This window comes from Micromonospora sp. SL1-18 (assembly GCF_047921505.1).
In the GTDB taxonomy this organism is placed as follows: domain Bacteria; phylum Actinomycetota; class Actinomycetes; order Mycobacteriales; family Micromonosporaceae; genus Micromonospora.
In genome coordinates this window covers 52530-71427 of the sequence record NZ_JBLROA010000024.1, presented here as the reverse complement: position 1 = coordinate 71427, position 18898 = coordinate 52530, and the positions used below count along the sequence as shown (strand labels likewise).

20 protein-coding genes are annotated in these 18898 nt (G+C 71.3%); 10 read left to right on the top strand and 10 right to left on the bottom strand.

Annotated elements, in window-relative coordinates; genetic code table 11:
* The first annotated feature begins 81 nt into the window (after nucleotides 1-81).
* The 3 genes from ACNAW0_RS14310 to otsB all read left to right on the top strand — a co-directional run bounded on the left by ACNAW0_RS14310 (nucleotide 82) and on the right by otsB (nucleotide 1933).
* Entirely contained in the window at nucleotides 82-522 is a 441-nt protein-coding gene (locus ACNAW0_RS14310; RefSeq protein WP_416288319.1) for a helix-turn-helix domain-containing protein, read from the top strand.
* A gap of 162 nt (nucleotides 523-684) precedes the next feature.
* Nucleotides 685-1038: a hypothetical protein gene (locus ACNAW0_RS14305; RefSeq protein ID WP_416288318.1), complete on the top strand. Its 354-nt coding sequence runs from the start codon at nucleotides 685-687 to the stop codon at nucleotides 1036-1038.
* Nucleotides 1039-1108: 70 nt separating this feature from the next.
* Complete coding sequence (otsB, locus tag ACNAW0_RS14300; RefSeq protein ID WP_416288317.1) at nucleotides 1109-1933, top strand: trehalose-phosphatase; 825 nt, start codon at nucleotides 1109-1111, stop codon at nucleotides 1931-1933.
* Between the two features lie 54 nt (nucleotides 1934-1987).
* On the opposite strand, the gene ACNAW0_RS14295 is transcribed toward otsB, so the two are convergent.
* The 3 genes from ACNAW0_RS14295 to ACNAW0_RS14285 all read right to left on the bottom strand — a co-directional run bounded on the left by ACNAW0_RS14295 (nucleotide 1988) and on the right by ACNAW0_RS14285 (nucleotide 5967).
* Entirely contained in the window at nucleotides 1988-2758 is a 771-nt protein-coding gene (locus tag ACNAW0_RS14295) for an isoprenyl transferase (protein ID WP_416288316.1), read from the bottom strand.
* Between the two features lie 31 nt (nucleotides 2759-2789).
* A complete protein-coding gene (locus ACNAW0_RS14290) occupies nucleotides 2790-3950 on the bottom strand; it encodes a geranylgeranyl reductase family protein (RefSeq protein ID WP_416288315.1) in 1161 nt (386 codons plus the stop codon).
* A 178-nt stretch (nucleotides 3951-4128) separates the two neighbouring features.
* Nucleotides 4129-5967: a phosphoenolpyruvate carboxykinase (GTP) gene (locus ACNAW0_RS14285; protein ID WP_416288314.1), complete on the bottom strand. Its 1839-nt coding sequence runs from the start codon at nucleotides 5965-5967 to the stop codon at nucleotides 4129-4131.
* A gap of 323 nt (nucleotides 5968-6290) precedes the next feature.
* Between ACNAW0_RS14285 and ACNAW0_RS14280 the strand changes: the two genes are divergently transcribed.
* Entirely contained in the window at nucleotides 6291-6827 is a 537-nt protein-coding gene (locus ACNAW0_RS14280; protein ID WP_416288341.1) for a GtrA family protein, read from the top strand.
* A 63-nt stretch (nucleotides 6828-6890) separates the two neighbouring features.
* Complete coding sequence (locus ACNAW0_RS14275; RefSeq protein ID WP_416288313.1) at nucleotides 6891-7589, top strand: GtrA family protein; 699 nt, start codon at nucleotides 6891-6893, stop codon at nucleotides 7587-7589.
* 97 nt (nucleotides 7590-7686) lie between these two features.
* Here the strand turns inward: ACNAW0_RS14275 and ACNAW0_RS14270 are convergent, their stop codons facing one another.
* Nucleotides 7687-8259 (bottom strand): PH domain-containing protein, encoded by a 573-nt coding sequence (locus ACNAW0_RS14270; RefSeq protein WP_416288312.1) that lies wholly within the window; start codon nucleotides 8257-8259, stop codon nucleotides 7687-7689.
* A 155-nt stretch (nucleotides 8260-8414) separates the two neighbouring features.
* Nucleotides 8415-9290 carry a biotin--[acetyl-CoA-carboxylase] ligase gene (locus ACNAW0_RS14265; protein ID WP_416288311.1) on the bottom strand — a complete coding sequence of 292 codons (876 nt, stop codon included), beginning with the start codon at nucleotides 9288-9290 and terminating at the stop codon, nucleotides 8415-8417.
* 95 nt (nucleotides 9291-9385) lie between these two features.
* On the opposite strand from ACNAW0_RS14265, the gene ACNAW0_RS14260 reads away from it, so the two are divergent.
* Nucleotides 9386-10969, top strand: coding sequence for an acyl-CoA carboxylase subunit beta (locus tag ACNAW0_RS14260; protein WP_416288310.1), 1584 nt, complete (start codon nucleotides 9386-9388; stop codon nucleotides 10967-10969).
* Nucleotides 10970-11032: 63 nt separating this feature from the next.
* Here ACNAW0_RS14260 and ACNAW0_RS14255 read toward each other — a convergent pair whose 3' ends face one another.
* From ACNAW0_RS14255 to ACNAW0_RS14240, 4 genes are all read right to left on the bottom strand, one after another.
* Nucleotides 11033-12007, bottom strand: a complete 975-nt coding sequence (locus ACNAW0_RS14255; RefSeq protein ID WP_416288309.1) for a hypothetical protein — start codon at nucleotides 12005-12007, stop codon at nucleotides 11033-11035.
* Nucleotides 12000-12500, bottom strand: coding sequence for a SigE family RNA polymerase sigma factor (locus ACNAW0_RS14250; RefSeq protein WP_416288308.1), 501 nt, complete (start codon nucleotides 12498-12500; stop codon nucleotides 12000-12002). Before ACNAW0_RS14250 ends, ACNAW0_RS14255 begins: the two co-directional genes overlap by 8 nt.
* 216 nt (nucleotides 12501-12716) lie before the next feature.
* Nucleotides 12717-13322: a class I SAM-dependent methyltransferase gene (locus tag ACNAW0_RS14245; protein ID WP_416288307.1), complete on the bottom strand. Its 606-nt coding sequence runs from the start codon at nucleotides 13320-13322 to the stop codon at nucleotides 12717-12719.
* A gap of 111 nt (nucleotides 13323-13433) precedes the next feature.
* Nucleotides 13434-14177, bottom strand: coding sequence for a M50 family metallopeptidase (locus ACNAW0_RS14240; RefSeq protein ID WP_416288306.1), 744 nt, complete (start codon nucleotides 14175-14177; stop codon nucleotides 13434-13436).
* 101 nt (nucleotides 14178-14278) lie between these two features.
* Between ACNAW0_RS14240 and ACNAW0_RS14235 the strand changes: the two genes are divergently transcribed.
* Nucleotides 14279-14839: a Uma2 family endonuclease gene (locus ACNAW0_RS14235; protein ID WP_416288305.1), complete on the top strand. Its 561-nt coding sequence runs from the start codon at nucleotides 14279-14281 to the stop codon at nucleotides 14837-14839.
* A 72-nt stretch (nucleotides 14840-14911) separates the two neighbouring features.
* Here the strand turns inward: ACNAW0_RS14235 and ACNAW0_RS14230 are convergent, their stop codons facing one another.
* The gene (locus ACNAW0_RS14230) at nucleotides 14912-16927 is read right to left on the bottom strand and encodes a protein kinase domain-containing protein (RefSeq protein ID WP_416288304.1); all 2016 of its coding nucleotides are present in this window, start codon (nucleotides 16925-16927) and stop codon (nucleotides 14912-14914) included.
* 91 nt (nucleotides 16928-17018) lie between these two features.
* On the opposite strand from ACNAW0_RS14230, the gene ACNAW0_RS14225 reads away from it, so the two are divergent.
* The 3 genes from ACNAW0_RS14225 (at nucleotide 17019) to ACNAW0_RS14215 (ending at nucleotide 18813) form a co-directional block, all read left to right on the top strand.
* Nucleotides 17019-17231: an acyl-CoA carboxylase subunit epsilon gene (locus tag ACNAW0_RS14225; RefSeq protein ID WP_416288303.1), complete on the top strand. Its 213-nt coding sequence runs from the start codon at nucleotides 17019-17021 to the stop codon at nucleotides 17229-17231.
* Between the two features lie 262 nt (nucleotides 17232-17493).
* Nucleotides 17494-18150, top strand: a complete 657-nt coding sequence (locus ACNAW0_RS14220; RefSeq protein ID WP_416288302.1) for a Maf family protein — start codon at nucleotides 17494-17496, stop codon at nucleotides 18148-18150.
* 9 nt (nucleotides 18151-18159) lie between these two features.
* Nucleotides 18160-18813, top strand: a complete 654-nt coding sequence (locus ACNAW0_RS14215) for an O-methyltransferase (RefSeq protein WP_416288301.1) — start codon at nucleotides 18160-18162, stop codon at nucleotides 18811-18813.
* Nucleotides 18814-18898: the final 85 nt, after the last annotated feature.

The window sequence follows — 18898 nt, the reverse complement described above, 5'->3', positions numbered from 1 at the left end:
AATCCGGGGAGGCCGTCACGTCAGCGTGACAGCAGCATGCCGGGACGTCCCAGCGCGGCCGACTTCTCGTACCGTCACGGAGTGACCGAGACCGCCAACGCCCGGAAGATCGCCTTCGCCTCCTTCGTCCGTCGCGCCCTGACCGACGCCCGTGCCATGCGGGCCTGGAGCGGCACCGAGGTCTCCCGGCGTACCGGCGTCTCGCGCCAGACCATCAACCGCTGGGTACGCGGCGACTGGGCCAGCGACCCCGAGGCGGAGCGGGTGGTCGCCTTCTGCGAGGGGCTGGGCCTCAATCCCTCGGCGGCGTTCACCGCGCTCGGCTGGGACCGCGCCACCACCCCCCGCACCGCCCCCACCCCGCCACCGATGGATCCGGACGTCGAGGCGCTGCTGCGCCGCCTGGTGGACCCGAACGTGTCAGACGCGGAAAAGTTCCACATCCGGGAAACCATCCGATACCTCGCTTATCGTCCAACCTTCCAAGCTAATGTCCCAAATAGCAGCAAAGAGGTCGGGTAGTTCCTCAGATGGCGAAAGAACGGAGGGGAAGACCCAATCGTTTCCCTCCGGGGTTGGAACGGGCACGCTAGCGTCCCTATTCGTACTGCTTGGGCTCGTCGTCGGCGGGGGGACGGGACAAGGCCGAACCCAGCCCTGCGGGACAGAAGGAGGGGTCTGTCCATGACCCTGAAATGGTGGGCAGTCGTGGTCGCGGTGGTGTCGGTAACATCGTGCGTGACCGGCAACGTGGTGGTCGGCGTGCTGAACGGCGGGGAGCTTCCCCTGGTCGTCAACCTCTTCACCCTCACCACGGCCGGCACCGCGGTGGTTCTCGCCGTCACCGCCGAGCTGCACGACCGGCTCAACGACCGGGTCAGCGCGCTCACCGAGTTCCTGGTGGCGCGGCTCAACGAGATCGAGGCGCACACCGGCGACCGGAACACCGGCTTCGTGGAGGGTTACCTGCTCAGCCACGGTCCGGAGGCGGCCGTGGTGCCGTTCGGGCGGCGGGGTCGGGGAGCCGCCGAACGCTGACTCGTCGCGACGCCCGGACGTCATATCTCGGCCGCGAATACGCCCTCGTGTCCGGGGTACGCTGACGCGCGTGTCACCGTTGAACCTGAGCAACCAGCAGCCGCAGACCCCGTTGGACGCCGAACACGCGTGGCGTGCCACCGCAGCCCGTGCGGCCGACGTGGTGCTCTTCTTCGACTTCGACGGCACCCTGGCACCGGTCGGCGACGACCCCACGGCGGTCCGGCCCGCTCCGAATGTGCTCGCCGCGCTGGAGGCGCTCGCTCCCCACGTACGCCGGATCGCCATCGTCTCGGCGCGCCCGGTGGAGTTCCTCCGCGACCGCCTCGGCGGCCTCGCCGGCATCGACCTGTACGGGCTCTACGGCCTGGAGCACAGCCACTCCGGCGGCGAGATCGTCACCGAGCCGGCCGCCCTGCCCTGGGTGCCCACCATGTCCGAGCTGGCCGAGCAGGCCAGCGCCGAGCTGCCGCCCGGCGCGCTGGTGGAGTTCAAGCGGCTCTCCGTCGCCCTGCACTGGCGGACCGCCCCGCAGCTCGGCGACCTGGTCCAGGAGTGGGGCCGGGCCCGGGCCGAGCGGCTGGGGCTGCGCTGCCAGGCGGGCCGCATGGTGCTGGAGCTGAAGCCCCCGGTCGACCGGGACAAGGGCATGGTCATCGGCGAGGTGGTGCGGGACGCCGGTGGGGCCTGGTACTTCGGCGACGACGTCTCCGACATCAAGGCCTTCACCGCGATACGCGCCCGCGGCGCCGCCGACCCGGACTTTATCGGCGTCTGCGTCGCCGTGGCCAACCCGGAGACCGGTCACGAGGTCGCCGACGCCGCCGACCTCACCCTCGACTCCCCCGCCGCCCTGGCCGACTTCCTCACCGCGGCTCTCTCCCACCTCCGCTGACCGCTCCTGGCACCGATCATGGAGTAGTGCGCCGTTGGGCGGTGGGCCCGGGGGTCAGATGCCGAAGCGGCGTTGGCGGGTGGCGTACGAGCGCAGGGCGCGGAGGAAGTCGACCCGGCGGAAGTCGGGCCAGTTGAGCTCGCAGAAGTAGAACTCCGAGTGGGCGCTCTGCCAGAGCATGAAGCCCGACATGCGCTGCTCGCCGCTGGTCCGGATGATCAGATCCGGGTCCGGCAGGCCCTTGGTGTAGAGGTGCTCGGAGATGTCGTCGACGTCGATCGTGTTGGCCAGTTCCTCGATGGTGCCGCCGGTCGCGGCGTGCTCCAGCAGCAGCGAACGGACCGCGTCGGCTATCTCGCGCCGGCCTCCGTACCCGACGGCGATGTTGACCTGGGCGCCACCGCTGCGGTCCCGGGTGCGTTCCTCGGCGGCCTTGAGTGCCGCGGCGTGATGCGCGGGCAGCACGTCGAGGACGCCGACCATGCGCAGCCGCCAGGGGTTGCCCTCCTCGGCCAGCTCGGTGGTGAGGTCCTCGATGATCTGGAGCAGCGGATCCAGCTCGGCGGCCGGCCGGGAGAGGTTGTCGGTGGAGAGCAGCCAGAGCGTCACGTGACCGACGCCGGCCGCGTCGCACCACCGCAGCAGTTCCTTGATCCGCTTGGCGCCCATCCGGTGGCCGTCGTTGGGATCGACGAAGCCCATGTCCCGGGCCCATCTGCGGTTGCCGTCACACATCACGCCGACGTGCCGGGGCACCGGCTTGCCGGCAAGCTTCGCCGTCAGCCGGCGCTCGTACACGGAGTAAAGGATTTTCCGCAGAGTCATCACCTTGCAGGGTAGCGACCCACCCTGAAGATCAGCGCCGCGGTGGCTGATCCCGGTTTCGGAAGCCGATGCCGATCATGCCGAGGGTACGGGCGTCGAGACGCCCGTCACCCAGTCCCAGCTCCACCACGCTTCGGTAGACCCGGTCGTCCCGGCGGGCCGCGCGGACCGCCGCGTCCACCACCTGCCGCCGCCGGGCCAGCCAGGCGGCGACCAAGCTGTGTCGCAGGTGTGTGCCGAGCCGCCGGCGGAGGGTGTCGGCGTACCGGCGGGCCGCCTGGGCCGGGGCGCCCGCCGCCGCCGCGCCGGCCAGCGCTCCCGACCGCAGGGCGTAGAAGATGCCCTCGCCGGTGAACGGATTGATCAACGAGAGTGCGTCCCCGGCCAGCACGACCCGCCCTCGCCCCGGCGCCGGTCGGTGCGTCGACAGCGGCAGGTGGTGGGCCCGCAGATCGGTGACCGCGGCCGGGTCGGTGCCGGGCAGCAGGGCGGCCAGCCGGTCCAACAGGTGCGCGCGGGTCAGCGGCTCGCCCCGCAGCACCTCGCCGTACCCGACGTTCGCCCGGCCGTCACCGATCGGGAAAGACCAGGCGTACGCCGGCCAGCGCGGCGACGAGGTGACGATGAGCTGTTCGGGCGGGCCGGGCAGCGCTGGGGCGTAGCCGCGGATGGCAAGCGCGAGGTGGCGGTCCGGGTTCACCGGGTGACCGAGCGCCCGGCGGAGCACCGAACCCGCGCCGTCCGCCCCGACCACCGCCCGGGCGGCCAGCTCCCCGTCGAGCACCACCCGGTCGGCGCGCAGCTCCAGCCGGCGTACGGCGTGCCGGCGCAGCTCCGCGCCGGCCGCCACGGCCGCCGCCACCAACCGGGTGTCGAACACCCGCCGGGGCACCGTGTACGCGGGACGCGGCAGCTCCCGCGCCACCGTGCCGCCGCCCGGGGCGACGAGGCGCAGCGCGGGCAGCGGGGCGTACCCGTCCACCGCGCCGGTCACGCCCAACTCGGCGAGCACGTCCAGCGCGTGCGCGGCGATCCCGTCTCCGCAGGCCTTGTCCCGGGGGAAGTCGTGCCGGTCCAGCAGCAGCACCCGGGCGCCGCCGCGCCGGGCGGCCAGCGCCGCCGCCGACCCCGCCGGCCCGGCCCCCACCACGATCACGTCCCACTCGTCCCGCACGTCCCCATCCTCCCGCACCCCACAGGATCAAGGGGTTTGCGCCGCGATCCGGCCGGATCCTGACGCAAACTCCTTGATCAACGGGTCGGAGCGGGGTGCCCGCGCCCGGACGGCGGACGGCCGCCGGACCTCGGTGGGTTCGGCGGCCGTCTTCATGGGGTTCGATGGTGCCCGGTGCGGGCACCCGTCACACCTACTACTGCGGCTCCACGTCGAGCCGGGCACGCAGCGCGTCCAGCTCGGCCCAGAGGACGCCGGGGAGCTTGTCCCCGAACTTCTCGAACCACTCGGTGATCAGCGGCAGCTCGCGGCGCCACTCCTCCGGGTCGGCCTTGAGGGCGATCCGGACGTCCTCCGGGGTCATGTCCAGGCCCTCGACGTCCAGGGCGTCCTGGGCCGGGACCATGCCGATCGGGGTCTCGACGGCCTCGGCACGGCCCTCGATCCGCTCGATGACCCACTTGAGCACCCGGGAGTTCTCGCCGAAGCCCGGCCAGAGGAAGTTGCCGTCGGGGTCCTTGCGGAACCAGTTGACGTAGTAGATCTTCGGCAGCTTGGACTCGTCGCCGTCGGCGCCCTTGCCCATCTCGATCCAGTGCCGGAAGTAGTCGCCGGCGTGGTAGCCGATGAACGGCAGCATGGCCATCGGGTCGCGTCGGACCACGCCGACCGCGCCCGAGGCGGCGGCGGTGGTCTCCGAGGAGAGCGTGGCGCCCAGGTAGACACCGTGCACCCAGTCGCGGGCCTCGGTGACCAGCGGGACGGTGTCCCGACGCCGGCCGCCGAACAGGATCGCGTCGATCGGCACCCCGTTGGGGTCGTAGTAGTCGTCGGCCAGGATCGGGCACTGCGTGATCGGGGTGCAGAACCGGCTGTTCGCGTGCGAGGAGAGGCGGTCGCTCTCCGGGGTCCAGTCGTTGCCCTTCCAGTCGATCAAGTGGGCCGGCGGCTCGCCCATGCCCTCCCACCAGATGTCGCCGTCGTCGGTGAGGGCCACGTTGGTGAAGATGGAGTTGCCGCGGTCCAGCGTCCGCATCGCGTTGGCGTTGGTCTTCCAGTCGGTGCCGGGCGCGACGCCGAAGAGGCCGTACTCCGGGTTGATGGCGTAGAGGCGGCCGTCCGGGCCGAACCGCATCCAGGCGATGTCGTCGCCGATGGTCTCGACCTTCCAGCCCGGGATGGTCGGCTCCAGCATGGCGAGGTTGGTCTTGCCGCAGGCCGACGGGAACGCGCCGGCGATGTGGTAGACCCGACCCTCCGGCGAAGTGATCTTGAGAATCAGCATGTGCTCGGCGAGCCAGCCCTCGTCGCGCCCCATCACACTGGCGATCCGCAGCGAGTAGCACTTCTTGCCGAGCAGGGAGTTGCCGCCGTAGCCGGAGCCGTAGGACCAGATCTCCCGGGTCTCCGGGAAGTGGGAGATGTACTTGGTCTCGTTGCACGGCCAGACCACGTCCTGCTGGCCGGGAGCGAGCGGGGCGCCGATCGAGTGCAGCGCGTGCACGAAGTCGGCGTCGTCACCCATCGCCGCCAGGATCTTCGACCCCATCCGGGTCATGATCCGCATCGAGGCGACCACGTACGGGCTGTCGGTGATCTCGACGCCGAACATGGGGTTCTTCGCCTCGACCGGGCCCATGCAGAACGGGATGATGTACATGGTGCGGCCGCGCATGGAACCGCGGTACAGGTCGGTCATCGTCCGCTTCATCTCGGCCGGCGCCATCCAGTTGTTGGTGGGGCCGGCGTCCGCCTCGTCAACCGAGCAGATGAAGGTGCGCTCCTCGACCCGGGCCACGTCCGACGGGTCGGTGCGGGAGTAGAACGAGTTCGGCTTCTTCTCGGGGTTCAGCCGGATCAGGGTGCCGCTGGAGACGAGTTCGTCGGTGAGGCGGCGCCACTCCTCATCGGATCCGTCCACCCATACCACCCGGTCGGGGGTGGTCAGTTCCGCGACCTCACGTACCCAGGCGAGCAGTTTGGGGTGGGACGTCGGGGCCTGATCGATACCCCGAACAGTAGCCGGAGCAACCATGTCACATCTCCTTGTGGTCGACGCTGACCGATGTAATGGGATGCACGAGTTCTGGCGAGCACTTGTGCCGCCTCGTGGGAACCTGGGATTGGGCTCAGCGTAAACCGGGCTGCCTCGCGAGTCAGTGAGACTGGTTGTGAAGAACTGCACAAGGTACGGCCACGCTGCGGCATCGCGATCTGATACCCGCTTTAGCGCGCAGTTTCACGCAAATCCTTCGGAAAACCTTCGGCGGCGACCATCGCCGGCGGTGGGGACCCCACTCGCGGTTGTTACGGTCTCCGGGTACGCCCAACCGGTACTCTCTGCGAGTGACAACGACGATGACCGGGGACCAACCGAGTGCTCCGCAGACCCGTCGAGGTCTGATCGGTGCCCTGCTGGACCGCTTCGGTCACCTCATCCGCGAGCTGAGCAAGTTCGCCACGGTGGGCGGGTCCGCTTTCCTCGTCGACATCGTGCTCTTCAACTACCTGGCCAGCGCCCAGCACGTGCCGTCCCTGGTGGCGAAGACCATCTCCACGGTGGTCGCGGCGACCCTGGCCTTCCTCGGCAACCGGTTCTGGACCTGGCGGCACCGCCAGCGCTCGAACCCGGCCCGCGAGTACGCGCTGTTCTTCTTCTTCAACGGGGTGGGCCTGGGTATCGCCGTGGGCTGTCTCGCGGTCAGTCGCTACGGGCTCGGCGCCGTCTGGCCCCACGTGTTCCAGACGGCGCTGGCCGACAATGTGGCCAGCTTCGTCGTCGGCACCGGCCTCGGGACGCTGTTCCGATTCTGGTCGTACCGGCGGTTCGTCTTCGTCGAAGCGGGAACTCTCCCCGTTCCGGGACCGAGCCACGACCGAGAGCCCGAGGCGTGATCCACCGCCCATCCCGTCCCGCCGGGCCGAGCCGGCCCTGCCCACTTCCCTAAGGTGTTTCGCATGCCTGGAGTCCGTCTGCTGCCCGAGCGCTGGCAGAAGTTCATCCACGAGGCGCTGAAATTCGGCATCGTCGGCGGCGTCAACACCGTCATCAATTACGCGGTGTTCAACGCGCTGGCGCTCACGGCTTTCCGAGACGGCCAACTCAAAGCGACCGTGGTCGCGACCATCGTGGCGACGATCACGTCGTATCTAATGAACCGGCACTGGACGTACCGGGATCGACCGAAATCGGCCCTTCGCCGGGAATACACGCTGTTCTTCCTGTTCAACCTGACCGGCCTGATCATCGAACTGGGTGTCCTTGGCGCGGCGAAGTACGGCCTGGGCGTGACCAGCCTGCTGACGTTGAATGTGGCGAAGACGGGCGGCGTCCTGCTGGCAACCGTGTTCCGCTTCTGGTCGTACCGGACCTTCGTCTTCCAGCCGCCGCCGCAGGACGCGGCGGAGAACTGGCACAGCATCCCGCGTGACGAATGGGACAACGTGGCGGAGCTGGACCCGGTGGCGGAGCTCGCCGAATCCGTCAGCGAACTCGGGGAGGCCGAGCCCCGACCGGGCGTACGAACCGACCAAGCCCCGCAGCCGGGGCGACCCGCCCCGGCGGACGGGGGCCTGGGCCGCACCGTCGGCGCGGGCCTGGACGCGGAGTTGGCCGCCGAATTCCGGACCACCACCCGCCGCCTCCCGCGCCAGTGACCGTGCGGTCGCGGCGGCGTTGATCATGAAGTTGTCGTCGTCCGGCCCGTGGCGGGCGTCCGGCGACAACTCCATGATCAACGCGAGCCGGCGAGGTTCAGGCGGAGGGATCGCGCAACGGCTTGCCGTCGCGCATGTCGGCGAGAATCTCGCGCATCTCGCCGTCGCCCAGGCTGTGCTTGTCGGCGTGGGCCTCGACCAACTCGTAGAGCCGGGTCTGCACCCGGTCGACGTGCGGGACGTCGCGGAGCACCGACTGCCCGCGCTCACCGGCCGACTCGATGGTGAGCGTGCCGCAGCCGAGCAGCCGCTCGACGAAACGCTGGTGCATGGAGTGGTCGTTGATCCGCGTCAGCGGCAGGTCCCGCCGGTCACGGGAGAAGATGCCCTGCTGGAGCAGCACCCGCTCGTTGGTGAAGAGATAGTGCGTCGTACGCCAGATCAGGTACGGCCACAGGGCCAGCCAGAGCACCAGCGCCAGGCAGAGTGCGGCCACCACGTAGAGCGTGATGGTGCCGCCGCTGCCCTCGGGCAGCAGGACCCAGCCCGCGGCCACCGCCGCGACGGCGAGCATCAGCACCAGGATCGGCCGGACCAGCGCCTTCCAGTGCGGGTGCAGGTGCAGCACGACGTGCTCGTCCTCGGTGAGCACGTCTTCGGGGAACGCCACGGAAACCTCCTCGCAGAACAGGACGCGCTGACCGTAACCGGTCGGCGCATCCCGCGGGGATCGGCCGCGCGGGCGGCTGCCGGTGTAGCGGGCGGCTGCCGGTGTTAACAGGGGGCCCCTGCTCTACCGCAGGCGTTAATAAGGGGCCCTTCCTTTCAACGTATGTGCAGCACGTCGCCGGCGGCGAGGCGGAGCTCGCCCTGCGGGGCGTCGACCAGGAGCTGACCGTCCGGGTCCACGCCGGTGGCGGTGCCGCGTACCTCCCGGCCATCGGGCAGCAGCACCCGGACCTGGCGGCCGACGGTGGCGCAGGCCGCCACGTACGCCTCCCGCAGGCCGCTGGCGACCGCGTCACCGCCGGCGTCGCGCCAGCGGGCGTACCAGTCGGCGAGGGCGCGGAGCAGGGCGCGCAGCAGCGGGTCCCGGTCGGTGGCGGCGGCCCCGGCGAGCTGGAGCGAGGTGGCCGGCAGCCCGGTCGGGTTCTCCGGCAGCTCATCGGCGCGGAGCGTGACGTTGAGGCCGACTCCGACCACGACCGCGGGCGGCTGGGCCGGGGAGCCGCCCGGCACCGACTCGGCGAGCACCCCGGCGCACTTGGCGCTGTCGATCAGCAGGTCGTTCGGCCACTTCAGGCGGGCGTCCAGCTCGGCCAGCCGGGCCACCGCCTCGACCAGCGCGACCCCGGCGAGCAGGGGCAGCCAGCCGTACCCCGGGGGTGGTACGGGCGACCAGCCGCGCTCCGGGACGGCCTCCCCGGGCCGCAGCAGCACACTGGTCGCGATGCCGGCCCGCGGTGGCGACTGCCAGGCCCGGCCGCGCCGGCCGCGGCCGGCGGTCTGCCGCTCGGCGACCACCACCAGCCCCTCCGGCTCGCCGGCCCGGGCAGCCTCGACCACGTCGGCGTTGGTCGAGCCGGTCTCCGCGCGCAGGTCCAGCCGGCGCCACGGCCCGTGCGGGGCGACCAGCGCGCGCCGCAGCCGGGCCGCCGACAGCGGCGGGCGGTCCAGATCGGTGTACGGCGAGCCGGGCATCCCGCCAGCCTACGGCCCCACCGTGCGTGGTCGCCGGAAGCCGGTGAGGCGCAGTGCACAGCGGCGCCCTCCTGAACCATCGTTATATTCCCTTGGTGACTACCGAGGCCGGGATCAACATCCACACCACCGCCGGCAAGCTGGCCGACCTGGAGCGCCGGGTCGAGGAGGCGGTGCACGCCGGGTCGGCGCGCGCGGTCGAGAAGCAGCACGCCCGGGGCAAGAAGACCGCGCGGGAGCGGATCGAGATGCTGCTCGACGAGGGCTCCTTCGTCGAGCTGGACGAGTTCACCCGGCACCGGTCCACCAACTTCGGACTGGAGCGGACCCGGCCGTACGGCGACGGCGTGGTGACCGGCTACGGCACGGTGGACGGCCGGCAGGTCTGTGTCTTCGCGCAGGACTTCACGGTCTTCGGCGGCTCCCTCGGCGAGGTCTTCGGCGAGAAGATCGTCAAGGTCATGGACCTGGCCATGAAGATCGGCTGCCCGGTCGTCGGCATCAACGACTCCGGCGGCGCACGCATCCAGGAGGGCGTCGCCTCGCTCGGCCTCTACGGCGAGATCTTCTTCCGCAACGTCCGGGCCAGCGGCGTCATCCCGCAGATCTCCCTGATCATGGGCCCGTGCGCGGGTGGCGCGGTCTACAGCCCGGCGGTCACCGACTTCACCGTCATGGTCGACCAGACCTCGCACATGTTCATCACCGGCCCCGACGTGATCAAGACGGTCACCGGCGAGGACGTCGCGATGGAGGAGCTGGGCGGCGCCCGGACCCACAACAGCCGCAGCGGCAACGCGCACTACCTCGGCACCGACGAGGAGGACGCGATCGAGTACGTCAAGGCGCTCCTGTCGTACCTGCCGTCGAACAACCTCGACGAGCCGCCCGTCTTCGCGGCCCCGGCCGAGCTGACGATCACGGACGAGGACCGGGAGCTGGACACACTGATCCCGGACTCGGCGAACCAGCCGTACGACATGCACCGGGTCCTCGAGCACATCCTCGACGACGGGGAGTTCCTGGAGGTCCAGCCCCTCTACGCGCAGAACATCGTGGTCGGCTTCGGCCGGGTCGAAGGGCGCCCGGTGGGCGTGGTCGCCAACCAGCCGATGCAGTTCGCCGGCACGCTCGACATCGCCGCGTCCGAGAAGGCAGCCCGGTTCGTGCGTACCTGCGACGCGTTCAACATCCCGGTGCTGACCTTCGTGGACGTGCCCGGGTTCCTCCCCGGCACCGGCCAGGAGTGGGACGGCATCATCCGCCGCGGCGCGAAGCTCATCTACGCGTACGCCGAGGCCACCGTCCCGAAGGTCACCGTGATCACCCGCAAGGCGTACGGCGGGGCGTACGACGTCATGGGCTCCAAGCACCTCGGCGCGGACCTGAACTTCGCCTGGCCGACCGCGCAGATCGCGGTGATGGGCGCGCAGGGCGCGGTGAACATCCTCTACCGCCAGGAGCTGGCGAACGCCGAGGACCCGGCGACCGTCCGCGCCGAGAAGATCGCCGAGTACGAAGACACCCTGGCCAACCCGTACATCGCCGCCGAACTCGGGTACGTCGACAGCGTGATCCCGCCGCACGAGACCCGTACCCAGATCGTCCGCGCCCTGCGGGTGCTCCGCACCAAGCGCGAGACCCTGCCCCCCAAGAAGCACGGCAACATCCCGCTGTAGGCGAACGGAGGGGTCCCCTGTTAACGCCTGGTGTAGAGCAGGGGGCCCCGGTTGACAACCGCTTCAGCAGTGGGGGTTCGCGGCGGGGCACATGCGTTCCGCCGCCACGGTGGCCAGGCGGCGCAGGTCGGCCTCGGTACCGTCCTGGCCGACCCCGATCACGCTGACGAGGTCGCCGACCCGGACCACCGCCGTACTGTCCGGCTCGGACACCTCGGCCAGCTGCTTTCCGGTGTCCAGGTTCCGGGCCTGCGTAACCGTGTGCCGCAGCAGCACCGATTCTTCGCCGGCGAAGTCGCGGTCGACTTCCTGCCAGGAGTGCACGACCTGCGCCCTGATCGTCTTCCCATGCCACTGGATCGGACCGCTGGACCGCCACTGCTGGCACGGCGCTAGCAGCTCGCCCATCCTGGTGAAGATCCGGTCGGCCACATCCGGCGCGACCCGGTAGACGTCCTGCATGAGCAACACGTCACCCGGTCGGCGCCCGGCATTCTGTGGACGGTCACGGAGGATGGTCACCGAGCGGGAATACCGGGACGGCTCCCATCCCGCCCGCAGCCCTTGGAATTCCCGGCAGTACAACAGCATCTGGTCGAGCTGGACCCCCTCCCCGAGGCCGGCCTCGGTCAACGGGGCTTCCGTCTTCGCCGCCAGGTCGGTCGGTTGCAGCAGCACGTCCAGCGGCACCTCGGCCGGTGTCCAACTGCTCGGCGTGGCGGCCGGAGACGCAGGACCAAACGGCCCGGCGGACGCCGGCCCGGACGCGGGGGGCGCCACCCCGGACACGGTGGACGCCGCCGTGGTCGCGGGGGACGCCGACCCGGACGCGGCGGACGCCGACCCGGACGGGTGCCGGCCTGCCGCCACGGCAGCAGCCGAAGCGGACGCGACCGCCAGCACGGCAGCGGCGGCCAGCACCGCCGTACGCCGGCTGCGACGCCGGGCCCGGGCCCGGATCTCGGCCGGATCGAGCCAGCGGACGTCCCACAGCTCCCGCTGCACCAGCTCGACGAATGCCAGGTCGTCGTCACGCATCGGCGGCCTCCTCCAGATCCACGACGGCGAGCAGCCCGGCGAGCGCGGCGCGCCCCCGGGAGAGTCGCGCCTTCACCGTGCCGACCGGAGCCGCCGTCTCCCGGGCGACCTCTGCGACCGGCATGCCGAGCAGGTAGTAGAGCGCGATGGCCGTGCGCTGTTCCTCGGGCAGCCGGCGCAGCGCGGCCACCACCTCGACGGTGTCGGTACCGGGCGGCGCCATACTCTCCTCCGCCCCGTGCCGCAGGTACGCCCGGGCGCGACTGCGCAGGCTGCGCCACCGGCTCACCGCGATCCGGCTGGCCACCACCCGTACCCAGGCTTCCGGTTCGTCGTACCCGCTCACCGTCGACCAGCGCTGCCAGGCCCGGATGTACGCCTCCTGCACGGCGTCCTGGGCCTCGGCTAGGTCGCCGGTGAGCACGTAGACGAAGCCGAGCAGCCGTTGCCGGCTGCCGCGGTAGAACTCGTCGAACCCGTCGACGTCCGGCACGCTGCTACCTCCCCCGTGGCGGTCGCAGGGGAGACGCCTGGCGCCGCGGGTGCGGTTGCCCGGTCAGCCGACCATTTTCTCCAGCTCGGCCAACGGGAAGCCGCCGGCGGGGATCCGCTCGCGGACCGCCCGGCGGACGGCGACCTGGACCGCCGCGTTCGCCGGCGTCGGTACGCCTCCGGTCAGTTCGCGGTGGTGGCGTCGATACGCCTCCGGTCAGTTCGCGATGGCAAGGTGGCACAACCACCGCTTGCCAGCCGGGGTGGTGTCCCGCTCCAGTTGGCGCAGGCTGAACCCCGCCTCGGCCAGCAACGTCTCGGCCTCCGCCGGGCGATAGCGGGCGAAGAACCGGTCGATCGCCTCGCCGGGCCACCCCTGCCAGCTCTCCCCGTCGCCCTCCTGCAGGCTGAGCAGCAACGGACCGCCGGATCGCACCATCCGACGGACCTCCGCCAGCGCCGCCGGGGCCGCCGCCTTGGGCAGGTGCAGTAGGGACGCCGAACACCAGACCCCACCGAAGACGCCGGCCCGGAACGGCAGCCGCAGCAGGTCGCCCTGCACCAGCGGTGCCCCGACCCGGCTGCGGGCGGCGCGCAGCATCGCGGCTGACAGGTCCAGGCCGACGGCCGCCACGCCACGGGCGGCCCAGTAGGCGAGGTCCCGGCCGGGGCCGCAGCCCAGGTCGAGCAGCGGCCCGTCCGCGCGGCGCTGGAACTCGTCGGCCACCGCCAGGTACGGGTCGGGCACGTCGGGGTTACGGGCGGCGAAATCCTCGGCGATCCGGTCGTACGCGGCCCGATTCCGGGCGGTCACCTCGTCCATGGCCGCGCAGCCTATGCCGAGGATGGCGTTCCCACCGTCCCCGCGCTCGTCCGGCCCCCGGCTCGGGCGTGCGGTTCCTCCGCCTCGCGATTGGGCGAGGCCGGTTTCGCGTCAGAGGGCGAGGCCCGCGTCGCGGAGGATCGGACCGGCGAGCAGCACTGCGCCGACGCCGAGGACGGCCAGGTTGACCAGGGCGAAGACCGTCACCCAGAACAGCGCGGGGAAGGGGGTGAGCCGGGCGAGCTGGTCCGCGTCGGACTCGGGCATCCGGCCCCGGCTGCGTACCCGTTGCAGCTCGGCCACCGGGCGTACGCCGCCGAAGAGCAGGAACCAGACCGATGTCCAGGCGAACGCCGCCTGCACGTCGGGGGACGCGTACCAGGACACGGCGAGCACCACCCCGCCGGTGACCAGAAGCGAGAGCACGCCGAAGACGTTGCGGATCATCAGCAGCATGGCCAGCAACAGCGCGACCGCCACCCAGAGCAGCAGGGTGATCCGGTTGCCGGCGAGCAGCCACCCACCGGCGAGACCGATCAGCGACGGGGCGATGTATCCGGCGAACAGGGTGAGGACCATCCCCGGCCCCGAGGGTCGCCCGGCGGAGAGGGTGAGCCCGGAGGTGTCCGAGTGCAGCCGGATGCCGCGCAGCCTGCGGCCGGTCAGCAGCGCCATCAGCGCGTGGCCGCCCTCGTGGGCGATGGTCACCGCGTTACGGGCGATCCGCCACGGCGGCCGGATGGCGACCACGGCCAGCGCGACGGCGGCGGTGATCAGCACCAGCAGGGGAGGCGGGGCGGGCTGGGCGCTCAACAGCTTGTCCCAGAGGGTGGTCAGACCGTCGATCAGGGGCATGGGGCCGCAGCCTACCCCGCTGATCGGGTGTCGTTCCGGGGCCGAGGGCTCGTATGGTGTGAAACTGACCGGGTGGCGATCGGAGCGGAAGGTGAACGCCGGTGAGCGCGGCACCCCTTGAGCCCCTTGAGCAGCACGTCGGCCTCTGGACCGAGGCTGACTACTTCGCCCTGGGCGAGAGCCGAATCCGGATCGAACTGCTCGACGGGAGCCTGATCGTGAGCCCTGCCCCGAGCAAGAGGCACCAGACCGTCTCGCGTCGCCTCGCCAACTCGGTTGAGTCGGCGGTCGCGCCGGACGGACTGTTGGTGTTCGAGGCCGTGAACGTCCGGCTCAGGGCCGATCGGATCGTCATTCCGGACCTCGTTGTGGCGAACACCGATGACGAGGGCACCGTCATCGAGGCGGGTGAGGTAAGGCTCGTGGGCGAGATCGCCTCCCCGGGGAACGCCGCCACCGATCGGCTGGTCAAGATGCAGCTCTACGCGATCGCCCGGATCCCGTGGTACCTGCTGGTGGAGCAGGACGGCGACAGCCACGCGCTGCGGCTGTACCGGCTCGACGGCGGCCATTACGTGGAGGACCGGGTGGCCAAGGCGGGCGAGACTCTCGCGCTGACCGAGCCGTTCCGATGGGAACTGGACCAGGCCACACTGCGCTGACGGCCATTACCCGGCTGCCCTGCAGCGGCGGCTACTGCTACGGCCTGAGCGCCTCGGGGATACGCACCTGGATCAGTTCTTCCGGTCCGGCTGGAAGCCCTTGGTGATGATGCCCCAGCTTTCCAGGTCGGCATCCCAGGAACTCGCCGGGACCTCCCAACGCAGCCCGTAGCCCCGGTTGCTGGCGGTGACCACGCCTCGGTTCCGGACGTGGAAGCGAACCCCGTTCCGCGTCTCCAGCCAGTCCCAGTCTGCGCAGGTCCGGTACCAGTTGCAGTGCTTGATGTCCAGGTACTGGTAGTTCTTGACGAAGTTCTTGCGGTCCTTCTCTTTCGACTTCCAGTCGGCGTACGCGTCCGGCCCCGGCTTAGGGGTCCACTGGATGAGAAGCACCCGATTCGCCCCACCGACCTCGTACAGCACGACGGTGTCGGAGGAGTGGACCTTCGCCTTCCATCCCTGCGGGATCGGCACCTTGAAGCCGATCGGCCCCTCATACCACTGCCAGCCCGCCGGCAGCGCGAAACCGGTGGCAGAGGGGGTCGCCGACGGGGTCGGGCTCGGCGCGGCGCTGCTCGGTGCGGCCGAGGAAGGCGCGGTGTTGGTCGGAGCCGGAGCCGACGAGGTGGCGGCAGGGGGCTGCCCGCCGTCGCCGCGCTTGTCGTCGCCGCTGGTGAGCAGCGGCACGGCCACCGCGAGGCCGAGCAGCAGCACCGCGACCAGCGCGCCGATCAGCAGGTTGCGCCGGCTACGCTCCGGCTTCGTACCCGGAATGATCACGGCCCGGCCGGTCGACGGCGCCGGACTCACCGGCTCCGTCGGGACGGAGGTGGGGTTCCTCGGCGGGGCCGCCGGGGGGCCGGCGACGGGCGTCGAGTCGATCCGCGTCTCGTCGAGGCCGGCGTCGGCTCCGTCCACCGGCGTCTCGTCGACGGCGAGCGTCGGGCCGTCGTCGGTCTTCGAAGCGCTGTCGGGCGTCGAGGCGGCGCTGTCGAGCTTCGCGGTCGGCTCGGCGGCCGACGGGTCCACCCTCTCGGTGGGCGCCGCGTCCAGGCTGTCGGGCACCTTGACGGTGGCGTCGGCGGCGACGGCCGCGCCTGCGGCAGCGGCCGTACCCGCGTCGGGCTTGCGCGGAGTCGGGGTGGCGGGCGGCCGCTCGACGCGGGCAGCGGCCGGACGCGGCGCCGGCACCAGCGGTGGGCGCGGCTCGCGCGGACCGTGCGGCCCCGGCCGGCGTACGCCGTCCAGCAGTGAGATGCCCTTCGCGCGCCGGCCGGCCGCCTTGCGGAGCAGGCGCTCGGCCACCTCGGCGTTGATCCGCTCGGCCGGATCCTTGCGCAGCAGGCCCTGCAGCAGCGGCTTGAGCGGCCCGGCGTTCTTCGGCGGCGGCAGCGGCTCGGTGGCGAGCGCGGCCAGGGTGGCGATCGCCGACGGCCGGGCGTACGGCGATTTGCCCTCCACGGCGGCGTAGAGCGTCGCGCCCAGCGACCAGAGGTCGGCCTCTGGCCCGGCCGTGCCGTCCCGCGCCCGCTCCGGAGAGATGTACGCGGGCGAGCCGAGGACCATGCCGGTGCGGGTGACGTTCGGGTCGCCGGGGATGGTGGCCAGGCCGAAGTCGGTGAGCACCACCCGGCCGTCGTTGCCCATCAGGACGTTGCCCGGCTTGACGTCGCGATGCATGATGCCGGCCTTGTGGGCGGCCTTCAGCGCGCCCAGCACCCCGAGGCCGATCTGGACCGCCTGGGCCGACGACACCGGGCCGTCCTCGGCGATGGTGTCCTGCAACGACTTGGACGGCACGTACTCCATGACGATCCACGGATCGCCGTCGGTACGCAGCACGTCGAAGATGCGGACCACGTTGATGTTGTTCAGCCGGGCGATCGCCCGCGCCTCCCGCAGCGAGCGCTCCCGCATTTCGCGGCGCTCCTCGGGGGTGAGGCTGGGCGGCGGGACGAGTTCCTTGATGGCCACGTCCCGGTGCAGCACCTCGTCGCGTGCCTTCCACACTCGACCCATGCCGCCCTGACCGAGCGGCGAGATGAGCCGGTACCGATCGGCAACGAGTTGGGGCAGCGCGTTCGACATCGTTGAAACCGTACCCGGCAGCTCTGACGGGCACACCGCCGGCACGCCACTGTGCGACGAAGGTCAAGTTCTCGGCGCGTACCCTGACCTCATGCCTGCCGAAGAGCCGCTTTTCCGGATCGTCCGCGGGGTGCCCACCGCCGAGGAGCTGGCCGCCCTGGTCGGCGCGATCGTGGCGCGGGTCCGACCGGCCGCCGCCCCCGCGCCGGCCGCCGCGTCGCAGTGGGCGCGCAGCGCCCGTCCGGCGGGCGCGGCGCTCGTCGCCGGCCCGGGTGCGTGGCGCGCCTCCGGCCTCCCCCGCTGACAGTTCCCCGGGTACGCCCAGCCCGCTGCGGCCGCCGCGCTCACCGCGGACGTCCCCCCGCTGGGCTTCGAGTCGGCGGCCGCGACCGAAGCCGTCTCGACACAGGCGGCATCACCACAGGACGGCGGGGACGAGAGCGCGACGGTGCGTGGGCTGGCGACGCTGAGCGTACTGCTGGCGGCAGGTGGTGGCTATCTGGTGTGGCGGCGTCGCCGACGTGCCGACGACCCGCCACCACGGATCAGCCGGTAGCGTCGCTCACGTGTCGACCTTCATGCCGCTTCGCCTCGTACTCGCCTCGCAGAGCCCCGCCCGCCGCAAGCTGCTTCAGGCTGCCGGGATCGAACCCGACGTGCTGGTCAGCGGTGTCGACGAGTCGCAGGTGGTCAGCGACCGGCCGGAGGATCTGTGCCTGGAGTTGGCCCGGCTGAAGGCGCAGGCGGTGCTGGGCCGGCTGCGTGCCACGCCGGACGAGCGGACGCTGGTGCTCGGCTGCGACTCGGTGCTGGCGTTCGACGGGGAGATTCTGGGTAAGCCGGTCGACGCGGCGGATGCCACCCGGCGGTGGCAACGGATGCGCGGGCGTAGCGGGGTGCTGCACACCGGGCACTGCCTGATCGATATTGTCCGCGACTCGCGGGCGGAGGCGGTGGCCTCGACCACGGTGCACTTCGCCGACATCAGCGACGAGGAGATCGCCGCGTACGTGGCGACGGGCGAGCCGCTGGCGGTGGCCGGGGCGTTCACCATCGACGGGCTGGGCGGGCCGTTCCTGACCGGCATCGAGGGTGACCCGGGCACGGTGGTTGGGTTGAGTTTGCCGCTGCTGCGTAGCCTCCTCGGCGAGCTGGGGCTGCGTATCACTGATCTGTGGACGAAGGTCGCGCCTGGGGGCCAGGAAATCGAACATCTCGGCTAACGTTCGATCATGAGCACGAAGCCGCTGCCGCTGACCTCGGAACTGCACGCCTACCTCGTGGCGCACGGTTCCGCCCCCGACGAGATCGTGCGGGAGCTGGCGGAGGAGACGCGTGCTGCTCTTCCCGATCAGGCGGACATGCAGGTCGCGCCGGAGCAGGCCGCGTTCCTGACCTTCCTGACCCGGCTGCTCGGCGTGCGGCAGGCGGTGGAGGTGGGCACCTTCACCGGGCTCTCCTCGCTGGCGATCGCCCGGGGCCTCGCCGAGGACGGCAGGCTGACCTGCTTCGACATCTCCGAGGAGTACACCGGCATCGCCCGCCGCTACTGGACCCGCGCCGGCGTGCAGGACCGGATCGACCTGCGGATCGGCCCGGCCGCGGAGACGCTGCGCCAGTTGCCGCAGGAGCGCTACCTGGACCTCGCCTTCATCGACGCCGACAAGGTCGGCTACCCGGTCTACTGGGACGAGCTGGTGCCCCGGATGCGGCCGGGCGCGGTCATCGCGGTCGACAACACCCTGCGCGGCGGCCGGGTGCTCGCCCCGCAGAACGCCGACGACCGGGCCGTCGCCGCGTTCAACGACGAGATTCTGGCCGACGTCCGGGTGGACGTGGTCATGCTGCCCATCGCCGACGGGGTCACCCTGGCCCGGGTGCGCTGAGCCGCGCTTGATCGACTCGCGTTGCGGCATCCTGCGGTATTGAGGCGGCGGGACAGCGCGAGATGCCGCAAACGGAGTGGACCAG